Source organism: Mucilaginibacter paludis DSM 18603 (genome assembly GCF_000166195.2).
Taxonomy (GTDB): Bacteria; Bacteroidota; Bacteroidia; order Sphingobacteriales; family Sphingobacteriaceae; genus Mucilaginibacter; species Mucilaginibacter paludis.
This window is the reverse complement of record NZ_CM001403.1, coordinates 7,052,165-7,072,155: the sequence shown is the minus strand read 5'-3', so window position 1 is coordinate 7,072,155 and position 19,991 is coordinate 7,052,165. Positions and strand designations below refer to the sequence as shown.

Annotated in this window: 14 protein-coding genes; 10 read left to right on the top strand and 4 right to left on the bottom strand. The window is 44.3% G+C overall.

Features of this window, described 5'->3' with window-relative positions; all coding sequences use genetic code 11:
- Nucleotides 1-127: 127 nt before the first annotated feature.
- Nucleotides 128-3,166 carry a glycosyltransferase family 117 protein gene (locus MUCPA_RS30040; RefSeq protein WP_008511648.1) on the bottom strand — a complete coding sequence of 1,013 codons (3,039 nt, stop codon included), beginning with the start codon at nt 3,164-3,166 and terminating at the stop codon, nt 128-130.
- A 51-nt stretch (nt 3,167-3,217) separates the two neighbouring features.
- Nucleotides 3,218-3,535 (bottom strand): Sec-independent protein translocase subunit TatA/TatB, encoded by a 318-nt coding sequence (locus MUCPA_RS39445; RefSeq protein ID WP_008511647.1) that lies wholly within the window; start codon nt 3,533-3,535, stop codon nt 3,218-3,220.
- A gap of 518 nt (nt 3,536-4,053) precedes the next feature.
- Here MUCPA_RS39445 and MUCPA_RS30030 point away from each other — a divergent pair.
- Both MUCPA_RS30030 and MUCPA_RS30025 read left to right on the top strand, forming a co-directional pair.
- On the top strand, nt 4,054-4,416 hold the full coding sequence (locus MUCPA_RS30030; RefSeq protein WP_008511646.1) for a hypothetical protein: 363 nt from the start codon (nt 4,054-4,056) through the stop codon (nt 4,414-4,416).
- 158 nt (nt 4,417-4,574) lie between these two features.
- A complete protein-coding gene (locus MUCPA_RS30025; RefSeq protein WP_008511644.1) occupies nt 4,575-5,882 on the top strand; it encodes an ammonium transporter in 1,308 nt (435 codons plus the stop codon).
- A 668-nt stretch (nt 5,883-6,550) separates the two neighbouring features.
- On the opposite strand, the gene MUCPA_RS30015 is transcribed toward MUCPA_RS30025, so the two are convergent.
- Complete coding sequence (locus tag MUCPA_RS30015) at nt 6,551-7,636, bottom strand: fatty acid desaturase (protein WP_008511641.1); 1,086 nt, start codon at nt 7,634-7,636, stop codon at nt 6,551-6,553.
- 626 nt (nt 7,637-8,262) lie between these two features.
- On the opposite strand from MUCPA_RS30015, the gene MUCPA_RS30010 reads away from it, so the two are divergent.
- The 7 genes from MUCPA_RS30010 (at nt 8,263) to MUCPA_RS29975 (ending at nt 16,159) form a co-directional block, all read left to right on the top strand.
- On the top strand, nt 8,263-8,877 hold the full coding sequence (locus MUCPA_RS30010) for a redoxin domain-containing protein (protein ID WP_008511639.1): 615 nt from the start codon (nt 8,263-8,265) through the stop codon (nt 8,875-8,877).
- Between the two features lie 473 nt (nt 8,878-9,350).
- Nucleotides 9,351-9,992: an N-acetyltransferase gene (locus MUCPA_RS30000; protein WP_008511637.1), complete on the top strand. Its 642-nt coding sequence runs from the start codon at nt 9,351-9,353 to the stop codon at nt 9,990-9,992.
- A 192-nt stretch (nt 9,993-10,184) separates the two neighbouring features.
- Nucleotides 10,185-11,372: an argininosuccinate synthase gene (locus MUCPA_RS29995; RefSeq protein ID WP_008511636.1), complete on the top strand. Its 1,188-nt coding sequence runs from the start codon at nt 10,185-10,187 to the stop codon at nt 11,370-11,372.
- A gap of 31 nt (nt 11,373-11,403) precedes the next feature.
- Complete coding sequence (locus MUCPA_RS29990; protein ID WP_008511635.1) at nt 11,404-11,802, top strand: cupin domain-containing protein; 399 nt, start codon at nt 11,404-11,406, stop codon at nt 11,800-11,802.
- Nucleotides 11,803-11,812: 10 nt separating this feature from the next.
- Nucleotides 11,813-12,886, top strand: a complete 1,074-nt coding sequence (argC, locus tag MUCPA_RS29985) for an N-acetyl-gamma-glutamyl-phosphate reductase (RefSeq protein WP_008511634.1) — start codon at nt 11,813-11,815, stop codon at nt 12,884-12,886.
- 1,088 nt (nt 12,887-13,974) lie between these two features.
- Entirely contained in the window at nt 13,975-15,129 is a 1,155-nt protein-coding gene (locus tag MUCPA_RS29980; protein ID WP_008511632.1) for an aspartate aminotransferase family protein, read from the top strand.
- Between the two features lie 79 nt (nt 15,130-15,208).
- Entirely contained in the window at nt 15,209-16,159 is a 951-nt protein-coding gene (locus tag MUCPA_RS29975; protein ID WP_008511631.1) for a Rossmann-fold NAD(P)-binding domain-containing protein, read from the top strand.
- A gap of 49 nt (nt 16,160-16,208) precedes the next feature.
- Here the strand turns inward: MUCPA_RS29975 and MUCPA_RS29970 are convergent, their stop codons facing one another.
- Nucleotides 16,209-16,481, bottom strand: a complete 273-nt coding sequence (locus MUCPA_RS29970) for a hypothetical protein (protein ID WP_008511629.1) — start codon at nt 16,479-16,481, stop codon at nt 16,209-16,211.
- A gap of 590 nt (nt 16,482-17,071) precedes the next feature.
- Here MUCPA_RS29970 and MUCPA_RS29960 point away from each other — a divergent pair.
- Nucleotides 17,072-19,864 (top strand): bifunctional fucokinase/fucose-1-phosphate guanylyltransferase, encoded by a 2,793-nt coding sequence (locus tag MUCPA_RS29960; protein ID WP_008511628.1) that lies wholly within the window; start codon nt 17,072-17,074, stop codon nt 19,862-19,864.
- The last annotated feature ends 127 nt before the right edge of the window (nt 19,865-19,991 follow it).

The window sequence follows — 19,991 nt, the reverse complement described above, 5'->3', positions numbered from 1 at the left end:
TGGCCACAAGCGGGGACACTTGCCGTAGCATCGGAGATTCGCCGCAAGGCAAGCCACAGGTTTAGTAAACCGCTAAATAAAAAAGGCCAGGTATTAGCCCGGCCTTAGTTTATATCAAGTAAATCAATTAGTGCCCTATTATTCCGGCAAATTTACTTTCGTAATCTTTTAACTGTGCAGCAAATTTTGCGCTTAGCGCAGTTTGATGGTATTGTTTAGTGGTATTCACCATCGAGTTGATCAACGAAACACCGTATTGTATTTCTTGCCCGTTGATGCCCCCGCTATTTTTCTCTAATAACCTGTAGTCGTAATTTAACTGGTCAACCACATAATCGTCAATGCTGTTCAGCATTTTGTTGGCAGCGGCAACGTCATTAACTTCATAAAGCATCTGTGCCAGGTAGTTTTTACGCAGGGCAACGGTAATGTCCGGATAAATATCAGGCATTACATCAACATATTTATGAAGTGTGTTAGCTGCAAGGTCTGTATGCCCTTCGGCCATTAAATTTTGCGACAGGTTAACAAACAGCGATAAAATAACCGGGTAGAACATATTGGTCGATTCGTGATCCAGGTAACTGGCGTTCTTCATGTTACCCCATTTAAATTTCTCCATTACGTTATGGTACATCACCAAAGTATTGGTTTTATCCTGATCTTTTGCGGCTGTATCAACTTTTAAAGGCATCAAATGATAAGCAAAACCTTCCTTATATAAATAAGGCTGCAGGCCTATCATGTTTTCGTTACCTACGGTGATGGCAAAATAAACCGGGCGTTTCCAGTTATTGTGGGCCAATATATCCAGCATGGCCAGGTTATCCTTGGTTACATAATTGGATGTATATTTCCAATCCATTACCGGGGCTATCTTATCCCGTTGATCTGCCGGAACCACGCCATTTTTAATAACATCATCAGGATTGATGCTGATTTTAAAGTTTTTAGTAGGCAGATAGTTCATGGTTTCGCCGCTTTGGTATTCAACCTTGGCGCGGCTATCGTCGGATGTTATAAAATCAAATACTTCTTTCAACTCAACAGATCCTGGAATCTTGGAGTCGTTATAGTAGATCACATCGCGTACACCTAACTGAAACTTCTCGTCGGGCATAGTGATGGGCAACGGCTCAGAAGCATTCATTTTATGTTTCATGCCACGGATATACCAATCGGTACCCAATAAGCTCAGGTTAACGATACGTACATCGGGCCTGATGCCTTCCACCTCCTGATCATACCATAACGAATAGGTATCATTATCGCCGTAGGTAAAAAGGATAGCGTTGGGTGCGCACGAAATTAAGTAATTGTACGCCATATCGTGCGGCGTCCACTTGGTCGACCGGTCATGACCTCTCCACTCCTGCTTGGCCATCAATACAGGCGCCGCCAGTAAACATGCACCGGCTGCAATTAATCCCGATACTTGTGGGCTCAGCTTTTTACGCAACACATCGGCCACGGCAATAACGCCCAAACCAATCCAGATGGCAAACGCATAGAACGAACTTACGTAAGAGTAATCGCGCTCGCGCGGCTGCAATGGCGGCTGGTTAACGTATAATATAATGGCTAAGCCGGTAAAAAAGAACAGCAGTGTTACCACCAGGGCGTTCCGTCTGTTTCGGCGGAAATGGTATACCGCGCCAAATACGCCAATTAAAAACGGCAGTGCATATAAAGGCGCATAGTTTTTGTTTTCTAATATTGATTTAGGCAAATTTTTGGAGCTATCAAAAAAACCCGAAGTCCAGTTACCATCAATACCTGCTATATTGCTTTGTCCGTCCATATCATTGTAACGGCCAACATAGTTCCACAAAAAGTAGCGGACATACATCTGGTAGATTTGCCAGCTGAACAAAAACTTAATGTTATCTACAAACGACGCATTCTGTCCCTCGGCGATGTGCAGCCAGTCTTTATAAAACTGCGGGTGATCGCCTTCCTGGTCGTAGATGCGGGGCAGCAGTGTATTCCTTTCGTACGGAATAGAATATTTCCTGCTGGCCTCTTCGTACTGGGTTTTGCCTTTACGGTAAACAATGCTACCGCTGTTTTTTAACGCCGTAATCTCTTCGGCGCTTAAGTCAGCCTGTTTGGAGTCGAAGTATTGGCCGTAAATAAGCGGCCTGTCGCCGTACTGGTCGCGGTTTAAATAACTTAATAAGGCAAAGGCGTTATTAGGGTCGGTGTTATTTAAGTTCGGATCGGCAGTGGCGCGGATAGGGATATAGGCAAAAGAGCTGTAACCTAAATAGATAAAGGCCACACATATAAAAGCCATGTTTAACCGCGGCATATTGTGGCGTGTGGTATAGATGATGCCGTACACAATTGCGCCTATCAAAATGATAAAGAAGGCCAGGGCACCGGTACCAAATCCCATTTTCAATGTATTCACAAAAAACAGATCAAAATAGGCGGCAAATTTAACAGTGTATTGGATGATACCGAACTGTACAAACAGTAATATACCCACACCTGTTAAAATAGCGATGATGGTGTTTTTAGGATCGATCAGCTTACCACGGCGGAAGTAGTATACCAACGCTATAGCCGGTATGGTAACTAAGTTAAGCAGGTGGATACCGATAGATAAGCCCATTACATAGGCGATAAAAACGATCCATCTGTCGGCGCCGGGCTCATCAGCATGCGCATCCCATTTTAATATTCCCCAAAAAACAACGGCGGTACACAAAGTTGAAGTTGACCATACGATGGTTTCAACAGCCGAAAACCAAAAAGTATCAGAGAAAGCAAAGGCCAGCGCCCCTACCAAACCGGCACCCATGATGAGGATAGTACGCGACTGATCCATCACATCGTTGGTTTTAGCCATTAATTTTTTAGCCATGGCGGTAATGGTCCAGAAAAGGAACATCACGGTAGCCGAGCTGGTTAAGGCTGTGCCGAAGTTAGTGTAAAAAGGCACTTTTGCATTATTGCCGAATGAGAGTAAGGAGAAAGCCTTTTCTATCATGGCAAATAAAGGGTAGCCTGGCTGGTGTGATACCTGTAATCTGAAAGCGCAGGAGATAAACTCGCCGCAATCCCAGAAACTTACTGATGGCTCTAAGGTTAAGGTGTAGGTAACTGCCGCTATGACAAAGCAAAGCCAGCCCAATAGATTATTTAGTCTGTTGTATTGCATGGCTCTTTTCAGGAAATAAAAAATATCATGTGTAGGTTTATATGGGTATAATTATTCTTTTGTTGGCGGGGGCGTCTGGCGCACATCGTTAACAGGCGTATATTCCGGCAAATCGCTTTTTTGTACAGGCGTAACGGGCGGAACCGGGTTTACAGGCGCAGCAGGTGGCGCTGGGTTTACGGGTTCTTTGTTCACCTGATTCTGGATATCGGTTTTAACACCTTCGGTGGCATCTTTAAACTCACGAATTCCCTGACCGAGGCCGCGGGCCAGTTCAGGAAGCTTTTTTCCGCCAAATAACACAAGGGCCACCACCAGGATGATGGTAATATCTGGAGCGCTCAGAAATAATAATGTTGAACTTAACATAACAATTAAATTAATAAGAATTAAACCATGTCCGTTTGAAACAGATCGTTATAATCAACTGCAAAGATATGTCTAAAATATAAAGTATCCGAATCTGAATAAAATTAGCAATGGTTTATCCTTTTTATCATATCATAAACGCCAAAGGTAACAACCGTAGTGTTTTTACCTTTACTAAAAAAAAGGTTTAACATTTTTTAACAAAAGGCTATATCGAAGCTTTGATATTAGACTAAGGAGTTAAAGCTGTATTTTAAATAACTAAAAAATACAAAACAAGCTATACATTAGTTTAATTCCCCGGTTTAAGTTAGAAATAGTATAACTATCCCAGGTTTATCTATATCAATAGCCATCATTTAATTTTTTTAGTCAACAATTTCATCCCAGCATCGATATTTAGCTAAAATTTGAATTTATTTTTTAAAAAGATTATAACAAAAGTTAACTTTAGCCACAATTATCAAGTAAATTGATAAATTCTATAGTACTTATTTAAATAATTCCTATATTTAGGCATGCTTAAAAGATTTTTAAGATCTACTTTATTCCTTTTACTGGCAATGGGCCTGGGTGCGAAGAGCACCACGGTTGATTTGAGCCATGTAAGCAGGGTAAAGCACGCCGTTAAGCATACCACTGTAAGTGCAACCACTCCAAAAAGCGGCAATAGCGTTATTGATTTGTTATTAAATCAAGGCAGCGTTGCGCGGATTAGTTCGCAAAATTATAAACCCGCAAATTTCGTAAAGCTCGCGTTTGTTTTAAACCCAAACATGTTCGCGGGTATTCGCAGCTTAAAACATATTCCCGGCGGCAGCGTTGAGGGCTTTTCCCGCTTCCGCAGACTGCTCCTCTTTCCTTTTCATGCCTTTTGGTGATTATTTGATCAATCGTACTTATTTAAGTTAACAATACCTGCCCAAAACGTTGCGTAAACTAATGGCTGTGTATTGCATTTATACGGCCTTGCAGCCTAAAGGGCTAATTGCGCTTTTACCAAACATTGATCAAACTCATTATTACTGATTTCCTTATCATGAAAAAAATCATACCCTTTGCGTTACTCGTTATTGTAGTGATACTTGCACTCATTTTTCCGTCGGCCGAAACGGTTAACATCGCCACCAACAAAATAGATACCGGCGATACGGCCTGGTTATTAACTTCTACCGCACTTGTATTGATCATGACACCGGGCCTGGCCTTTTTTTACGGTGGCATGGTTAACAAAAAAAACGTACTATCAACCATGATGCAGAGCTTTATCTGCATGGGCGTAATTACTGTTATCTGGGTTGTGTTCGGTTTTAGTTTAGCCTTCGGCGATTCTATAGGCGGCATCATAGGTAACCCTGCTACATTTTTCATGATGAAGGGCATGCTGGGCAACGCTACCTGGAAACTGGCCCCTACCGTACCTTTGGTATTGTTTGCCATGTTCCAGCTTAAATTTGCGGTAATTACCCCGGCACTGATAACCGGCGCTTTTGCCGAGCGTATCCGCTTTAACTCGTACCTGATTTTTATCTGCCTGTTTATCGTGATCATTTACGCGCCGCTTGCGCACTCTACCTGGCACCCGGATGGTATCATGTTTAAATTAGGGGTATTAGATTTTGCCGGCGGCACAGTTGTACACATGTCTGCAGGTTGGGCAGCCCTTGCTTCGGCCTTATACCTTAAACAACGGAACGAGCCCGTACACGCGCCAGCCCGTATCAGCTATGTATTATTGGGTACAGGTTTACTATGGTTTGGCTGGTTTGGTTTTAATGCAGGGTCGGCTTTGGGCGCAGGCCCGCTAGCGGCTACCGCGCTGGCAACAACAACAACAGCATCGGCGGCGGCAGCTATGTCGTGGGTGTTTTTTGATATCCTGTTAGGCAAAAAACCATCTGTTATGAATGCCTGTATAGGCGCCGTAGTTGGTTTGGTAGCCGTTACACCGGCAGCCGGTTTCGTTACCGTATCAAGCTCTTTAATTATAGGTATTGTTGCAGCTGTGGTAAGTAACCTGGTGGTAATGTGGCGCTCACGCACCTCTATTGATGATACGCTGGATGTTTTCCCTTGCCACGGTGTTGGCGGTATGGTGGGTATGCTATTAACCGGGGTATTTGCCAATACCAACGTTAACGCAGGTAATACCACTGGTAACGGTTTATTTTATGGCGAAACACATTTGTTTGTTACGCATTTAATAGCGCTGGTATCGGTATCGGTATTCGCGTTTTTCGGTTCGTTGTTGTTACTGAAAATTACCGACCTGATTAGCCCGCTGCGTGTAACTGCCGAAGACGAGGTTGTCGGCCTTGATATGAGCCAGCATGGTGAAGAACTTTAATAATGTAGTTTTAGTTTAGTTTTAAAACCAGTGCCGCCGCACTCCCGGGTGTGGCGGTTGCTCATTATCACATTAATGGTGTTAGCTGGAGCCTGTATCCGCAATAGCGAAATACTTCGGTTTAAAACTATCCCACCCAAACAATCAACACCTAAGCAACTTATCTTGTTATGTAATTTAGAATTTGCCCCTGACATGGGTGGAGAAAGAATTTAAATAACCCGGTTGGAACCTGTAAAAAGGGTTCCAATTGAGTTCAGTTTGTTTGTTAAGTAACACCACACTCCCGAGGTGTGGTGTTTATTACCAATAAAATGGTTACCATCCTATGATGATGGGCAGCTCGCGAAAGAACGCAATAACCGAAAAGAAATTAAATAGCCCCGTTGGAACCTGGTAAAAAAGGGCTCCAACTGAGTTTAGTTTGTTTGTTAAGTAACACCACACTCCCGAGGTGTGGTGTTTATTACCAATATACGTGTACCGGTTAGCGGGGCATAACAGCAAATGTTTGAAAACCTTTGGCTGAAAAGAAATTAAAAAACCCAATTGGAGCCTGATAAAAAGGGCTCCAATTGAGTTCAGTTTGTTAGTTAAGTAACACCACATTCCCGAGATGTGGTGTTTACTATAAATATAATAATAAATAGGAATAAATTCCTAAATCTTTAGGGCTCAGAAGTTAAAATATTTGGAACTACTTCCGCATTTAACGCAGAAGCATTTTTTTTGCTTTCCAGGTAAGGTTGGTGATACTGCTCTAAAAATTGTTGTTTAGAATCGCGGTAAAAGCTCACCCCTCCTATCATACTTAAAAACTTAATATAGTACCAGGCAAAATCAACCTGGTGCGGCATAAAGCCGGTACGCGCGCTTTTAGGAAACAGGTGGTGATTGTTATGCCACTCGCCAGCCACAAAACCCGGCCAAAGTTGATTGATAGACATATCATCGCGACTATAATCTACCCCATCCTGCCGTTTATCTTCGCCCTTACCGTGCCCTTCGTAATTAAAGGTACGCACACCTACCGCCCAAAAACCGGCGGCGCCAAAAATAGTACAGGCCAGCGCGTGGCCACCCATCAGGTAAAAGGCCAGGTACCAAAAGCTCCAGTTAACTATCCAATATAAAATAGCCATGCCCGGGTTAGCCAACGAGCCCCATTTTTGGTACTGCTCATAAGTATTGGTTTTGAGCCCGGTATGCTTCATGAGTTGTACGGCGCGGTTATAATCTTCCTTGCTCAAATCCTTGGCTATGGGTTGGTGGTTCACATCGGCCAAAAAGCAATATAAAAATCCGCCAAAGGCATTGTAAGGGTCTCCAGGGCGATCAGATTTGGCATGGTGTACATGGTGCGACACCACGTAAATTTCTTCGGGAATTATTTTTAGCGTTAGGTTTTGAGTTAAAAACCGCCAGAAGTTATTTTTAAACTTATAGGCGCCATGTGTGCAATACCGGTGATACCAAATGGTACCGTGTGTCCCCATGATAATCATGCTGTATAAAAACGCGATGAGCAACATCCATACACTAAAAAACTTAAATACAAATAATAAAAAAAACGGCACCAGGCAAATTACTTTGAGCCAGCTAAAAAAGCCGAGCCAGTTTTTACGGTCCTTAAATACATTTAGCCGGGAAAAAAACTCGTGCCAGATTTGTTTGGAGGAAGGTTTTACTAAATCGCCGTTTTCATCTTGCCATCCATATGCAGGCGGCTGTAATACATGGTCTAAAAATGCCATTTAAATTTTTTTAAGTTAGGGGGCTAAAACATTTAAGGATTATAACTGTGCAGAATTTTGCTAAGATAGGCACATTAAACCGGATAACATATAAACAAACCGTTAATCTTTGTTAATATTGAACACCAGGCTCAAGATTATTGCAATTGTAATTTACTAAAAATAAACACATTTACTTTTAACTATGTAAAAAGCAGTGAATAAATCTTCGGAAGGCAAAATTCACTAAAGGTAATGTATAGAAAGGTTGATGTATTGGTATACGTTTTAACGTAAAATAATCTGCTTTGTTTAAATTATCTAAGCCTCAAACCACTATTTAGCCAACAAGCACATAAAGCACCCCACAGAGAGCATAAAACAAATTTATAATATTGATTTACAGATATCTAAAATTATTTTAAATAAAGACTATAAAATCCATATACATTATAGTATATTTGTATTCATTAAATTTAAAGATATCATTATGAAACGCTACACAACAACTACAACAGCGCAAACAGTTATAACCATTGGTAAAAACCGGTTTATAATGCGTTGTTATATGTGTGCTTAATTTTTAATCCTGCGTATCAAATCACTTCAATAATTTAATAGTTCACCATCTTCAATATCATAACATCATGTTAGCATTAAACTATATACCTTATTTTGATCTTTCAGAAATCATTACCGAACTCAATATACCTTTAAAAAAACACAAAGCACTTATTCCGCTAACTGCAGGCAACCTTTCGCCCGATTTTACTTTGCAAAGGGAGCATGGCAAATGGCAAAAGTTTTTTAATGGCCGCGAGGTTAGAAACACTATTTTGCTGCGCGATATTTTAACTAAACCCTTGGTTATTGCTTTCTATTCGGCACAATGGAAAGATCATGGCCTGGCATTACTTAAAAACCTGGATGCTTTACAGCACGAAATCAGCGCTGCGGGCGGCAATTTGCTCATTGTAAGCGACGAAAAGGAAAGCGCCGAAAAAATTGCCTGGAACAATAACCTGTCGCTTAATTTTTACTTCGATTATCAATACAGCATTGCCGAAAAATTCAGGCTCTACTCTGAAAGCGACCCGATATGGAACAGGTTTTCGGGTATTGATAACAATGTGCCCCTGCTTGCCACCTATGTGATATCGCCCTCAAGGCAAATTATTTACGACCATGTAGAGCAGGATTTTACAGAAAGCCTCAATTCTGCAGATTTGCTAACTGCCGTTAAGCAATCCGCAGCCCGTTAGCAGTATATAGCATTGCATAGTTTAATCATTGTTTAAGTTTGGCAGCATTACCGTATTGTAATGCTGCTTTTTTGTTTCAAAAGGTTTTTGTAAACCTATAGTTTAGCCCATTGCCCACGGGCGCAATAACATGTTAACTCCATGTTATTTTAAAAAATGTTTGTTGTAAAATCAAAAAATTATACCCTATTTTGCAGTAAAATTCAAAGCTTAACAAAAACATTAATTATAATGAATAAGCAAACCTTAAATACGTTATTAACCAGGGCGGTTTATGCCCCGGTAGCTCGTGCTTTGGTTTCTACTGTTTTTGTATTCTCCACTTCCCGACGAAGGCTTTTTATACCAAGGGTTTGATTGATCATTCGATCATCGTCCTATCCCGGAAAAAGAAAACATTTTTTTTTCCATCATCTGTTTCAATTAAGGCCCCAAACGGCCATTTAATTTTCCAATTCATATTTTCTTTTTAAATGACCATACAAGATTTTGATATTCAGGTTGCCACCGGACAACATGTTGAATATGCACAGGCGATATGCGACGAGATGGCCGAATCAGCAAAAGCGCGTGGTACGGGTATAGCCCGCCGTTCGCCCGAATATGTGGCCGATAAAATGCTGGAAGGCAAAGCTGTAATTGCTTTGTATAAGGATGGCACCTGGGCGGGTTTTTGCTATATTGAAACCTGGAGCCACGGCGATTTTGTGGCCAATTCGGGTTTAATTGTTAATCCCGAATTCAGAAAGGTTGGTTTAGCCAAAGCCATCAAGCACAAAGTGTTCGAATTATCGCGCACTAAATACCCGCACGCTAAAATATTTGGTTTAACTACGGGCCTTGCGGTAATGAAAATCAACTCCGACCTGGGCTACGAGCCCGTAACCTACTCGGAATTAACGCAGGACGAGGATTTTTGGAAGGGCTGTACCAGCTGTGTAAACTACGATATTTTAATGAGCAAAGGCCGCAAAAACTGCATGTGTACCGCCATGCTGTTTGACCCAGCCGAAAAGCAAAAAGAGTACGAAGAAAAAATGAAAAAAATTACGCACAAAGCTACCCTGCTCGAGCGGATTGAAAACGCATTGAAAAAAATAGGACAGGATTATTGAAGAGTGGTCCATAGTCGATAGTCCATGGTCCATGGAAAAAACTATCGGCGATCGACTGACATTATGGACTATGGACTAAACACCATGGACTATGAACTAAAAAAACACCCCATGGACCATCGACTATGGACCATGGACTAAACAAACACCCCATGGACCATCGACTATGGACCATGGACTAAAAATTACACAATGAAGAAAAAAGTAGTATTGGCATACAGCGGTGGTTTAGATACCTCATTCTGCTGTATTTATTTAACCCGTGACCTGGACATGGAGGTACATTCGGTAATTGTAAATACCGGTGGTTTTAGCGAGGAAGAATTACAAGCGGTTGAAAAACGCGCCTACGAAATGGGTGTTACATCGCACCACGTAGTTGACGAAACCATCAACTTTTACAATACCTGCATCCGTTATTTAGTTTATGGCAACGTATTAAAAAACAATACCTACCCCCTGTCAGTTAGTGCCGAGCGTGTTAGCCAGGCTACTGCCATTGCCAACTACGCCAAAGAAATTAATGCCGAGTACGTTGCCCACGGCAGCACCGGCGCCGGTAACGATCAGGTGAGGTTTGATATGATCTTCAATATCCTGGTGCCCGAAGTACAGATATTAACCCCCATCCGCGATTTAAAGCTGAGTCGCGAAGAGGAAATTAAATACCTGAAGGAACACGGTGTTGAAATGAATTTTGAGAAAGCCAAATACTCCATTAACAAAGGCATCTGGGGTACATCAGTTGGCGGCCGCGAAACTTTAACATCCAACCAGGGCCTGCCCGAAGAAGCCTGGCCAACCCAGGTATCGCAAACCGAGCCTAAAAAACTGGAGCTTACTTTTGAAAAAGGCGAGCTGATTGGTATCGACGGTACCACTTATGCCCACCCTACCAAGGCCATCCAGGCGCTGCAAGCTATTGCCCAGCCTTATGGCATTGGCCGCGATATTCACGTTGGCGATACCATCATCGGCATTAAGGGCCGCGTAGGTTTTGAAGCCGCCGCGCCTATCATCATCATCAAAGCGCACCATACTTTAGAGAAACATGTGTTAACCAAATGGCAACTATCGTGGAAAGACCAGTTATCGTCTTTCTATGGCAACTGGTTGCACGAAGGGCAGTTTCACGACCCTATTATGCGCAACATTGAGGCTTTTTTAACCGATACCCAAACTTATGTAAGCGGTAAAGTGTTTGTTGAGCTTCACCCCTACCGCTTCCAGGTTATCGGTATCGAATCGGATCATGATTTGATGTCGAATAAATTTGGCACATACGGCGAAATGAACAACTCATGGAGCGGTGAGGATGTAAAAGGTTTCTCCAAAATATTTGGTAACCAGGTAATGATCTACCATAAAGTAAACGGCTAATTTTATCCCCTTACGGGGATAAAAAATAAATATGGATAACGACATAAAAAATGATGTAACGGCGGCAGATTTACCATTGGCGCTTGGGGCGGTTTCTAAATCAAACTGCCTTAACCAGTACACCTGGGGCGATGATTGCTATGGCTGGAACTTTGTTGATACCGAAGCCCTATCCATTAAGCAGGAATTAATGCCGCCCGATACCCGGGAGCAATTGCACTACCACGAGGTTGCCAACCAGTTCTTTTTTATTTTAACCGGAAGGGCCACCATCAACATTGATGGCACGGAACACATTTTAAAACCTAACGAGGGGATTGAAATTAAAGCCGGGCAAAAGCATTACATCAGCAACAACGTTAATACCGACCTGGAGTTTATTTTTTATTCGAGCCCATCAACCAACAACGATAGGCAAAACGTACTTTAAATTAATAATTATGCACTACAATCATAACACCACAGAGCCCGCCCTCAATACAGATCCGGAAAAGCCGATCACTGTACGGGCCGGTATTATTGGCGGTGCCGGTTATACCGGTGGCGAGTTGTTGCGTATCCTTATCAATCACCCCCATGTTGAAATTGCGTTTATACACAGCAACAGCAATACGGGTAACTACGTTTACGAAGTACATACCGATCTGTTTGGCGAAACCGACCTCAAATTCAGCGGAGAAATATCGGATGATATCGACGTGCTGTTTTTATGTGTTGGCCATGGCGATGCCAAAAAGTTTTTAGATGCGGTGCCTGTAGCACCACAGGTAAAGATTATCGACCTGAGCCAGGATTTCAGACTGAGCCATAACTCAAAGTTCCAGCTCAAAACCATCACCGCCGACCCTGAACCTACCCTGCGCCAGTTTGTTTACGGCCTGCCGGAGTTAAACCGCGAGGCTATCCGCACGGCAAAAAACATTGCCAACCCGGGTTGCTTTGCCACTTGTTTGCAATTAGGTTTGTTACCCCTTGCATCAAAAGCATTATTAACCCACGAAGTACACATTACGGCTACAACAGGCTCAACCGGCGCAGGCCAGAGTTTGTCGCCCACATCGCACTTCACCTGGCGAAATGATAACCTATCGGTATACAAAGCGTTTGACCATCAGCACCTGAACGAAATTGGCGAGTCGTTAAAGCAATTACAACCCGATACGGCAGTAGGCACCCTAAATTTCATCCCCTACCGGGGCGATTTTACCCGGGGAATCATCGCATCCATTTATACCGACTGCGATTTAACCGAAGAGGAAGCCACAGCCCTGTATACCGAATATTATGCCGGGCACCCGTTTACCCATGTAACCAACCGCAATATCGATTTAAAGCAAATTGTAAACACCAATAAATGCTTTATCCAGGTAAAAAAACATGGCAACAAGTTGCTCATCATCAGCATTATGGATAACCTGCTCAAAGGAGCATCAGGCCAGGCCGTACAAAACATGAATTTGCTGTTCGGCCTTGATGAAACAGCGGGATTGAGATTGAAAGCGGTAGCTTTTTAAGCTTGAAGATAAAAAAATGGTGCTTGCGAGAAGCACCAATAGAAGCCATAACGTATCGCACCGCACGTCATTGCGAGGAGGTACGACGAAGCAATCTCTAAACTATACAGGGCGAATTACAAAGACGCTCTGCTTACGTAGAGATTGCTTCGTTCCTCGCAATGACGTGTGTAGATTTAATTGATGGCGCGTGAAGATTTAACCGGCTCGTCGCACCTCCCCCCGCACGTCATTGCGAGGAGGTACGACGAAGCAATCTCTAAACTGTACAGGGCTAACTTGCAAAGACGCTCTGCCTATGTAGAGATTGCTTATTTGGCGCACCTCCCCCCGCACGTGATTGCGAGGAGGATCCGGCCAACCGAAAAAAGGCAGGGATGAAGGGTGAAATGGCAAGGGAATGCCGCATGTAGAGGCCACCACACCGTGCTTCGACAGGCTCAGCATGACACCCCTTTTTTATGCGCGAAAGCTGTCATGCTAAGTATCCAACCGGGTGCCACAAAAAAACAGAGATGACGTTTGAAACTCGTGTTTTTTGGGTGCAGAGGTAAAAGCGGGCAAAGGCCAGACTGCACGCCGGGCCGGGAGCTGGCCTGTGGGCGGAAGGATCGGGCAGTCTTGACTTTTTGGTTACTTTTGTGTCAAGACAAAAGTAACAGCCCTTCACGCGGCGATTGAGCGTGCCGATGTAGTAAATTAAGAATACTGATTATCAACGCAAAATAGACGTACTGATAATCAGCGCCTTAGCAATACGTCATTATAAGGAGGTACGACGAAGCAATCTCTAAACTATACAGGGCGAATTACAAAGACGCTATGCTTACGTAGAAATTGCTTCGTTCCTCGCAATGACGTGTGTAGATTTGATTGACGACGCGTGAAGATTTAACCGGCTCGTCGCACCTCCCCCCGCACGTCATTGCGAGGAGGTACGACGAAGCAATCTCTAAACTATACAGGGCGAATTACAAAGACGCTCTGCTTATGTAGAGATTGCTTCGTTCCTCGCAATGACGCGTGGAGATTTAACAATATTAAAACTTGTGAATGACTTAACCATTCACCTTTAACTTCAAAAGAAAATGAAATTATTTGATGTTTATCCTATCAACAACATTGAAATTGTTAAAGGCAAAGGGAGCCTTGTATACGATGAAAATGGTACCGAATATCTCGATTTATACGGTGGCCACGCCGTAATATCCATTGGCCACACCCATCCACATTATGTAGAACGACTGGAAACCCAGTTACATCAAATCGGCTTTTATTCCAACTCTATCGAGATCCCTTTACAGCAGGAACTGGCTACCAAACTGGGCCATGTATCCGGTAAAGAAGATTACCAACTGTTCCTGGTGAACTCCGGCGCCGAGGCTAACGAGAACGCTTTAAAACTGGCATCGTTTTATAACGGCCGTAAAAAAATCATCGCTTTCCGCAAGGCTTTTCACGGGCGTACATCCTTAGCGGTTGCCGTTACAGATAACCCTAAAATTGTTGCGCCGGTTAACGAAACCGACAATGTAATATTTTTGCCCTGGTGTGATGAGGCTGCGCTTGAGCAGGCTTTCGCCGACAATAAAGATCAAATTTCGTCGGTTATTATCGAGGGGATACAAGGTGTTGGTGGCATCCAGGTGGCCACTGAAAGCTTCCTGAGGAAGATCCGCACCCTGTGCGACGAAAACAACACCGTATTTATTGCCGACTCCGTACAATGCGGATATGGCCGTACCGGCAAATTTTACTCGCACGATTTTGCAGGCATCAACGCCGATATTTACAGCATGGCTAAAGGTATGGGCAACGGCTTCCCTATCGGCGCCATATCCATCGCACCAAAAATAAAACCTGTTTATTATATGCTGGGTACTACTTTTGGCGGCAACCATTTGGCCTGCGCAGCAGCGCTGGCCGTTTTAGAGGTAATGGAGCAGGATAAGCTGATGCAAAACGCAGCCGAAGTTGGTGGCTACCTGATTGCCGAGTTAAACAAATTTCAGGAAGTTAAAGAGGTACGCGGGCGTGGCCTGATGATTGGCATTGAATTGCCCGAAGAACTGGCCCACGTAAAAAAGGAGCTGTTATTTAAGCACCATATTTTTACCGGCGAAGCCAAACCAAACGTAATCAGGCTATTACCGGCTTTAAATTTAACCAAAGCTCATGCCGACCGTTTTTTAGAGGCATTTACCACAGTTTTAAAAGCCAGCGCGGTGGTTAGCCATTCATAAATTGGTTTTTATTTTGACTGATGGGATAGTATCCTGCCTGTCAAAAAACAACATCGTTTTATCTATTTTAATACTAAAAATGAAATTATTCTCTTCCGTACACGACGTTACCGACATTAAACAACTGGTTGCTGATGCTTTAAAACTAAAGCAAAACCCTTATGCCGACCAACATTTGGGTAAAAATAAAAGCTTGGGCCTTATTTTTTTAAACCCCAGTTTGCGTACCCGGTTAAGCACCCAAAAAGCTGCCATGAACCTGGGCATGAATGTGATGGTGATGAATATTGATAAGGAAGGCTGGGCGCTGGAGCTGAACGACGGCGTGGTGATGAACGGCACCACGGTTGAGCATATCCGTGAGGCGGCAGGAGTAATGGGCCAGTATGTGGATATTTTGGGTGTACGCTCATTCCCCGGATTAAAGGATAGAACATTAGATTATAGCGAAGATATTTTTAACAAGTTTGTAAAATATAGCGGCATCCCGGTAGTAAGCCTTGAATCGGCTACGCGCCACCCGCTGCAAAGCCTGGCCGATTTGGTTACCATTACCGAGCTGCAAAAACGCCCCTGGCCCAAGGTGGTTTTAACCTGGGCACCCCATGTTAAAGCGTTGCCACAGGCGGTACCCAATTCGTTTGCCGAGTGGATGTGCAAAGCCGAGGTTGATTTTGTAATTGCCCACCCCGAAGGTTACGCGCTGTGCGAGGATTTTACCAAAGGCGCAACCATTACCCACAACCAGCAGGAAGCCATACGCGATGCGGACTTTATTTATGTAAAAAACTGGTCGGCTTACGAGCCTTATGGCAAGGTGTTTACCGGTCACGACGACTGGATGCTCACCAATGCCAAACTAACCCAAACTAACGATGCAAAGGTAATGCACTGCCTGCCCGTAAGGCGCGACCTCGAACTTTCTGCCGAAATTTTAGATGGCCCCAATTCGCTTGTCGTACACGAAGCAGGTAACCGGGTATGGGCTGCCCAGGCAGTATTAAAAAGCATGCTGCAAGAATTAGTTTAGCAATGATATAAAAATCTTGGTATGGTCTTGATGTCGTTACACTTCAAGATCATACATCATCGCTAAAATAAATAAAAGTAGATTTTGAATTGATTTGTGTCGGGGTCGATTCGGTTTGCGTTATGGTTAGGCTTAATCCGGGAAGATCTTCTAATTGAGTGATTATTGCAATAGCACTCTCACTAATACTTTTGCTTGCTTTATCAAAGTCGTCGTCTTCCGAAAGAAGAATCTTAATGTCCCAAACCACATCCCAGGATATCACATAATCTTTTCCTTCAAATTCAGCTTTTAAAATGTCTACAATTTCATCAGTGGTCATCACAGTCAGGTTAAGTTGTAAAACTAATCATTAAATTTAAACAGGTATTTGGCTTGTCAATTTCCATCGGCAGAACCTACAAAGCTACAACCAGATACCTTTAAATCTCCCCCACAAACGTTGATGCATCTGCGCTTGCTAAAAATCAAATTCCCACCGCATACCATCGCCCACCAGTGTCCCTCGGCGCTGGTTTAAAGCAATAATTTCAGATGGATTTACCCCGCCATCAAACACCATCACCTTACTCAAAAAGCATCCATTTTTCAGGGCAAACGCATTAAAAAGTTCATTTGATTTTATTGACGCAAAAAGGAAAACCTGCTGACAAGGAGGCACCTACGGAGCCAAAACTTCTTCTTTTGTTTTGCTATAAACAGGTAGCTCCTACCGGAGCTCTATAATGGTTTGTTTTTGACTCCAGCGGAGTCGCCTGTTTATAGGAAAAACGCTTTTAACCTGTCTTTGGCTCCGTAGGTGCCCCCTTCTTGTCTTTTTTAATGGGTTTGCCCTGATCCATTTTTACTTATAGTTGTGTTTTTTACTAATAAGGCATATCTTCAAACCGTTTATTTAGCAACAACCTGTACATGAAAAAACTGATAACCATCCCGCCAACCTTTAAACAATTTGGCAATGATCATTTTGGTGGAGAAGACTACTATTTTGATTCAGACCCGAAAGAAGGCAAAGTTGGTTCGGGGGGCGGTACCGTTAATTTATTATACCAGGCCAGTAAACAAGAAAACAACAGCGGCTCCATCGGCGATTGGCTTCGCCAGGAAAACCGACTCATTATCCATGCCGGGGGCCAAAGCAGGCGCTTACCAGCCTATGCGGCTGTAGGCAAGGTATTTACCCCCATGCCCATTTTCCGCTGGAAAAGAGGGCAGCGCATCAACCAGTCGCTTATCGATCTGCAATTACCACTTTACAACTCCATTTTAAACAAAGCCCCTAAAAACCTCAACCACCTGGTAACCAGCGGCGATGTATTGGTACGTACAGAAGGTACCCTGCCCGAAATACCCGAGGCCGATGTGGTTTGTTTCGGTTTATGGGAACAAGCCGAAAAAGCATCCAACTTCGGCGTGTTCTTTTCAACCAAAAGCTCCCCGAAAGAGCTGGCCTTTGCCCTGCAAAAGCCATCGGCACAAAAGCTGCAGGAGCTGCAACCCAACCACTTGTTTTTTATCGATGTAGGCATCTGGCTGTTGAGCCCCAAAGCCATCGAAGTGATGTTTGAGCGCTGCGGCTGGGATAAGGCAAGCAACTCGTTTACCAACGGTACCCCTGCGTTTTACGATATGTATACCGAGTTTGGCCAGGCCCTGGGAAAAAACCCAACCCTGAAAGACGATGCCATCAACAGCCTTACCGTAGCCATTGTACCCCTGCCCGAAGGCGAATTTTATCACTTCGGCACCAGCGCAGAGCTCATTGAATCAACCGATAAACTGCAAAACCTGGTCAAAAACCAGGAAGAGATCTGGCACAACAAAATCAAGCCCAGCGCCGATCTGTTTACCCAGAATGCCATCACTAAAATTAATTTCACCAGCCAAAACAGCGCCATCTGGATCGAGAATAGCTACATCTCCCCTACCTGGCAGCTGCAAAACAAACATATTATCACCGGCGCGCCGGTAAACAACTGGACACTTACAGTGCCCGAAGAAACCTGTCTTGATTTTATTCCCGTTGGCGACGGGACCGATTGGTGTGTTAGGGTTTATAATTTTTATAACCCCCAATTACCCAGGCGTGGTACCGGGGCCGACAGGATATATGCCGCCCCCGACTGGTTCAACGAGCCCGTGTACCCGGTATTTAACGAGGCCGACCTCAGTAGCGAAATTATCCAGGGGCTGATTGACCAACCTTTTAACTACCCTGCCCAAAGCAAAAGGCTAATTGCCGCAGCCGATGTTGCCGACGAGGTAAACCTATACCGCCAATATGCGCAGCGCCAGGGCTTTTTAGAGAGCAACCTGCAAAGTATGGCCAATAACTGGCGGCAATCTGTTTTTTATCAGCTCGATCTTAAAAACGCAGCCGCTATTTATAAAAAAAGTGGGTTGCCGTTGCCCCCCGCCCTACCCGAAGACGCGCCATTACTTACCCGCCTGCACGACCAGATGTTCCGCAGCGAGGTATTGGGTTCTGCCAACCCCGAGGCAGCAGTGTTCGAGGCCCGGGCTTTCGGCCTCCTGGGCGAAACCATTGTTGAAACCGCAAAAACACAACTGGCTTCCCCGCGGATGGATGTCATGTCCGACCAGATTGTTTGGGGCCGCAGCCCCATCAGGCTCGATTTAGCCGGCGGCTGGACCGATACCCCACCTAACTGCCTCATTAACGGCGGCAAGGTTTTAAACCTGGCGGTTGAGCTTAACGGCCAACCACCCCTACAGGTATTTATCAAACCATCGGATGATTATAGCATCACCCTCCGCTCTATCGATTTAGGCGTTAAAGAAGAAGTAACCACCTACCAGCAGTTAAACGACTATAATAACTCCGTAGGCTCGGCATTTTGCATCCCCAAGGCCGCGCTTTGCCTGGCAGGCTTTAGCCCCGAGTTCTCGGCAATTCAATACGGTTCGCTCCAGGAGCAGCTGAAAGATTTTGGGATGGGGATTGATATCACGCTGTTGGCCGCCATCCCTAAAGGCTCAGGGCTTGGAACAAGCTCCATCCTGGCAAGTACCGTACTGGGCACCCTGAGCGACTTTTGCGACCTCAAGTGGGACAAATACACCATCTGCTCGCGCACGCTTGTGCTCGAGCAAATGCTGACCACCGGCGGCGGCTGGCAAGATCAGTATGGCGGCGTTTTTGGCGGCATTAAACTGCTGGAAAGTAAACCAGGCATATTTCAACAACCAACAGTACGCTGGGCGCCCGAGTTTATTTTTACCGACGCTTCCGCGGCGTCAGTATTGCTTTATTATACCGGCATCACCCGCGTTGCCAAAAACATCCTGGCCGAAATTGTAAAAGGCATGTTTTTAAACGGCAACAAATATTTAAGCATCCTGGAAGAGATGAACCACCACGCCCTTAAAACCTACGAAGCGTTTCAATACGGAGACTTGCACCATGTAGCCCAGGCCGTAGGCCTCAGCTGGAAGCTTAACCAACGCTTAGATGGCGGCACCAACACGCCCGAAACCCAAGCCATTATCGACAGGATAAGCGATTACATCATCAGCTGCAAACTACTGGGTGCAGGCGGCGGTGGCTTTATGCTGATCTTCGCCAAAGATGTAGCCGCTGCCGAACGGGTACGCACCGCCCTTAACACCAACCCCATCAATAAAAGAGCAAGGTTTGTCGACTGGAGTATCTCAAAAGACGGCTTTAAGGTTTCAAGAAGCTAAAGGCTTAAAAAAGCAAACTGCTCAAGGGCAATTGCCAGGTACAAACACCTCCCCGGCTTCAAAAAAACGAGGCGATGTTTGTACCTCTCATCAACTTGCTTAACCAAGGGGCGGTTTTGCTGCGTGC

Excerpts from the sequence above, each read along its gene's own strand:
- MUCPA_RS39445 (WP_008511647.1), bottom strand. The coding sequence starts at position 3,535 with ATGTTAAGTTCAACATTATTATTTCTGAGCGCTCCAGATATTACCATC.
- MUCPA_RS29975 (WP_008511631.1), top strand. The coding sequence starts at position 15,209 with ATGAAATTATTCTCTTCCGTACACGACGTTACCGACATTAAACAACTG.
- MUCPA_RS30025 (WP_008511644.1), top strand. The coding sequence starts at position 4,575 with ATGAAAAAAATCATACCCTTTGCGTTACTCGTTATTGTAGTGATACTT.
- MUCPA_RS29980 (WP_008511632.1), top strand. The coding sequence starts at position 13,975 with ATGAAATTATTTGATGTTTATCCTATCAACAACATTGAAATTGTTAAA.
- argC (WP_008511634.1), top strand. The coding sequence starts at position 11,813 with ATGCACTACAATCATAACACCACAGAGCCCGCCCTCAATACAGATCCG.
- MUCPA_RS30040 (WP_008511648.1), bottom strand. The coding sequence starts at position 3,166 with ATGCAATACAACAGACTAAATAATCTATTGGGCTGGCTTTGCTTTGTC.
- MUCPA_RS30015 (WP_008511641.1), bottom strand. The coding sequence starts at position 7,636 with ATGGCATTTTTAGACCATGTATTACAGCCGCCTGCATATGGATGGCAA.
- MUCPA_RS30000 (WP_008511637.1), top strand. The coding sequence starts at position 9,351 with ATGACCATACAAGATTTTGATATTCAGGTTGCCACCGGACAACATGTT.
- MUCPA_RS29990 (WP_008511635.1), top strand. The coding sequence starts at position 11,404 with ATGGATAACGACATAAAAAATGATGTAACGGCGGCAGATTTACCATTG.
- MUCPA_RS30030 (WP_008511646.1), top strand. The coding sequence starts at position 4,054 with ATGCTTAAAAGATTTTTAAGATCTACTTTATTCCTTTTACTGGCAATG.
- MUCPA_RS29960 (WP_008511628.1), top strand. The coding sequence starts at position 17,072 with ATGAAAAAACTGATAACCATCCCGCCAACCTTTAAACAATTTGGCAAT.
- MUCPA_RS29995 (WP_008511636.1), top strand. The coding sequence starts at position 10,185 with ATGAAGAAAAAAGTAGTATTGGCATACAGCGGTGGTTTAGATACCTCA.
- MUCPA_RS30010 (WP_008511639.1), top strand. The coding sequence starts at position 8,263 with ATGTTAGCATTAAACTATATACCTTATTTTGATCTTTCAGAAATCATT.
- MUCPA_RS29970 (WP_008511629.1), bottom strand. The coding sequence starts at position 16,481 with ATGACCACTGATGAAATTGTAGACATTTTAAAAGCTGAATTTGAAGGA.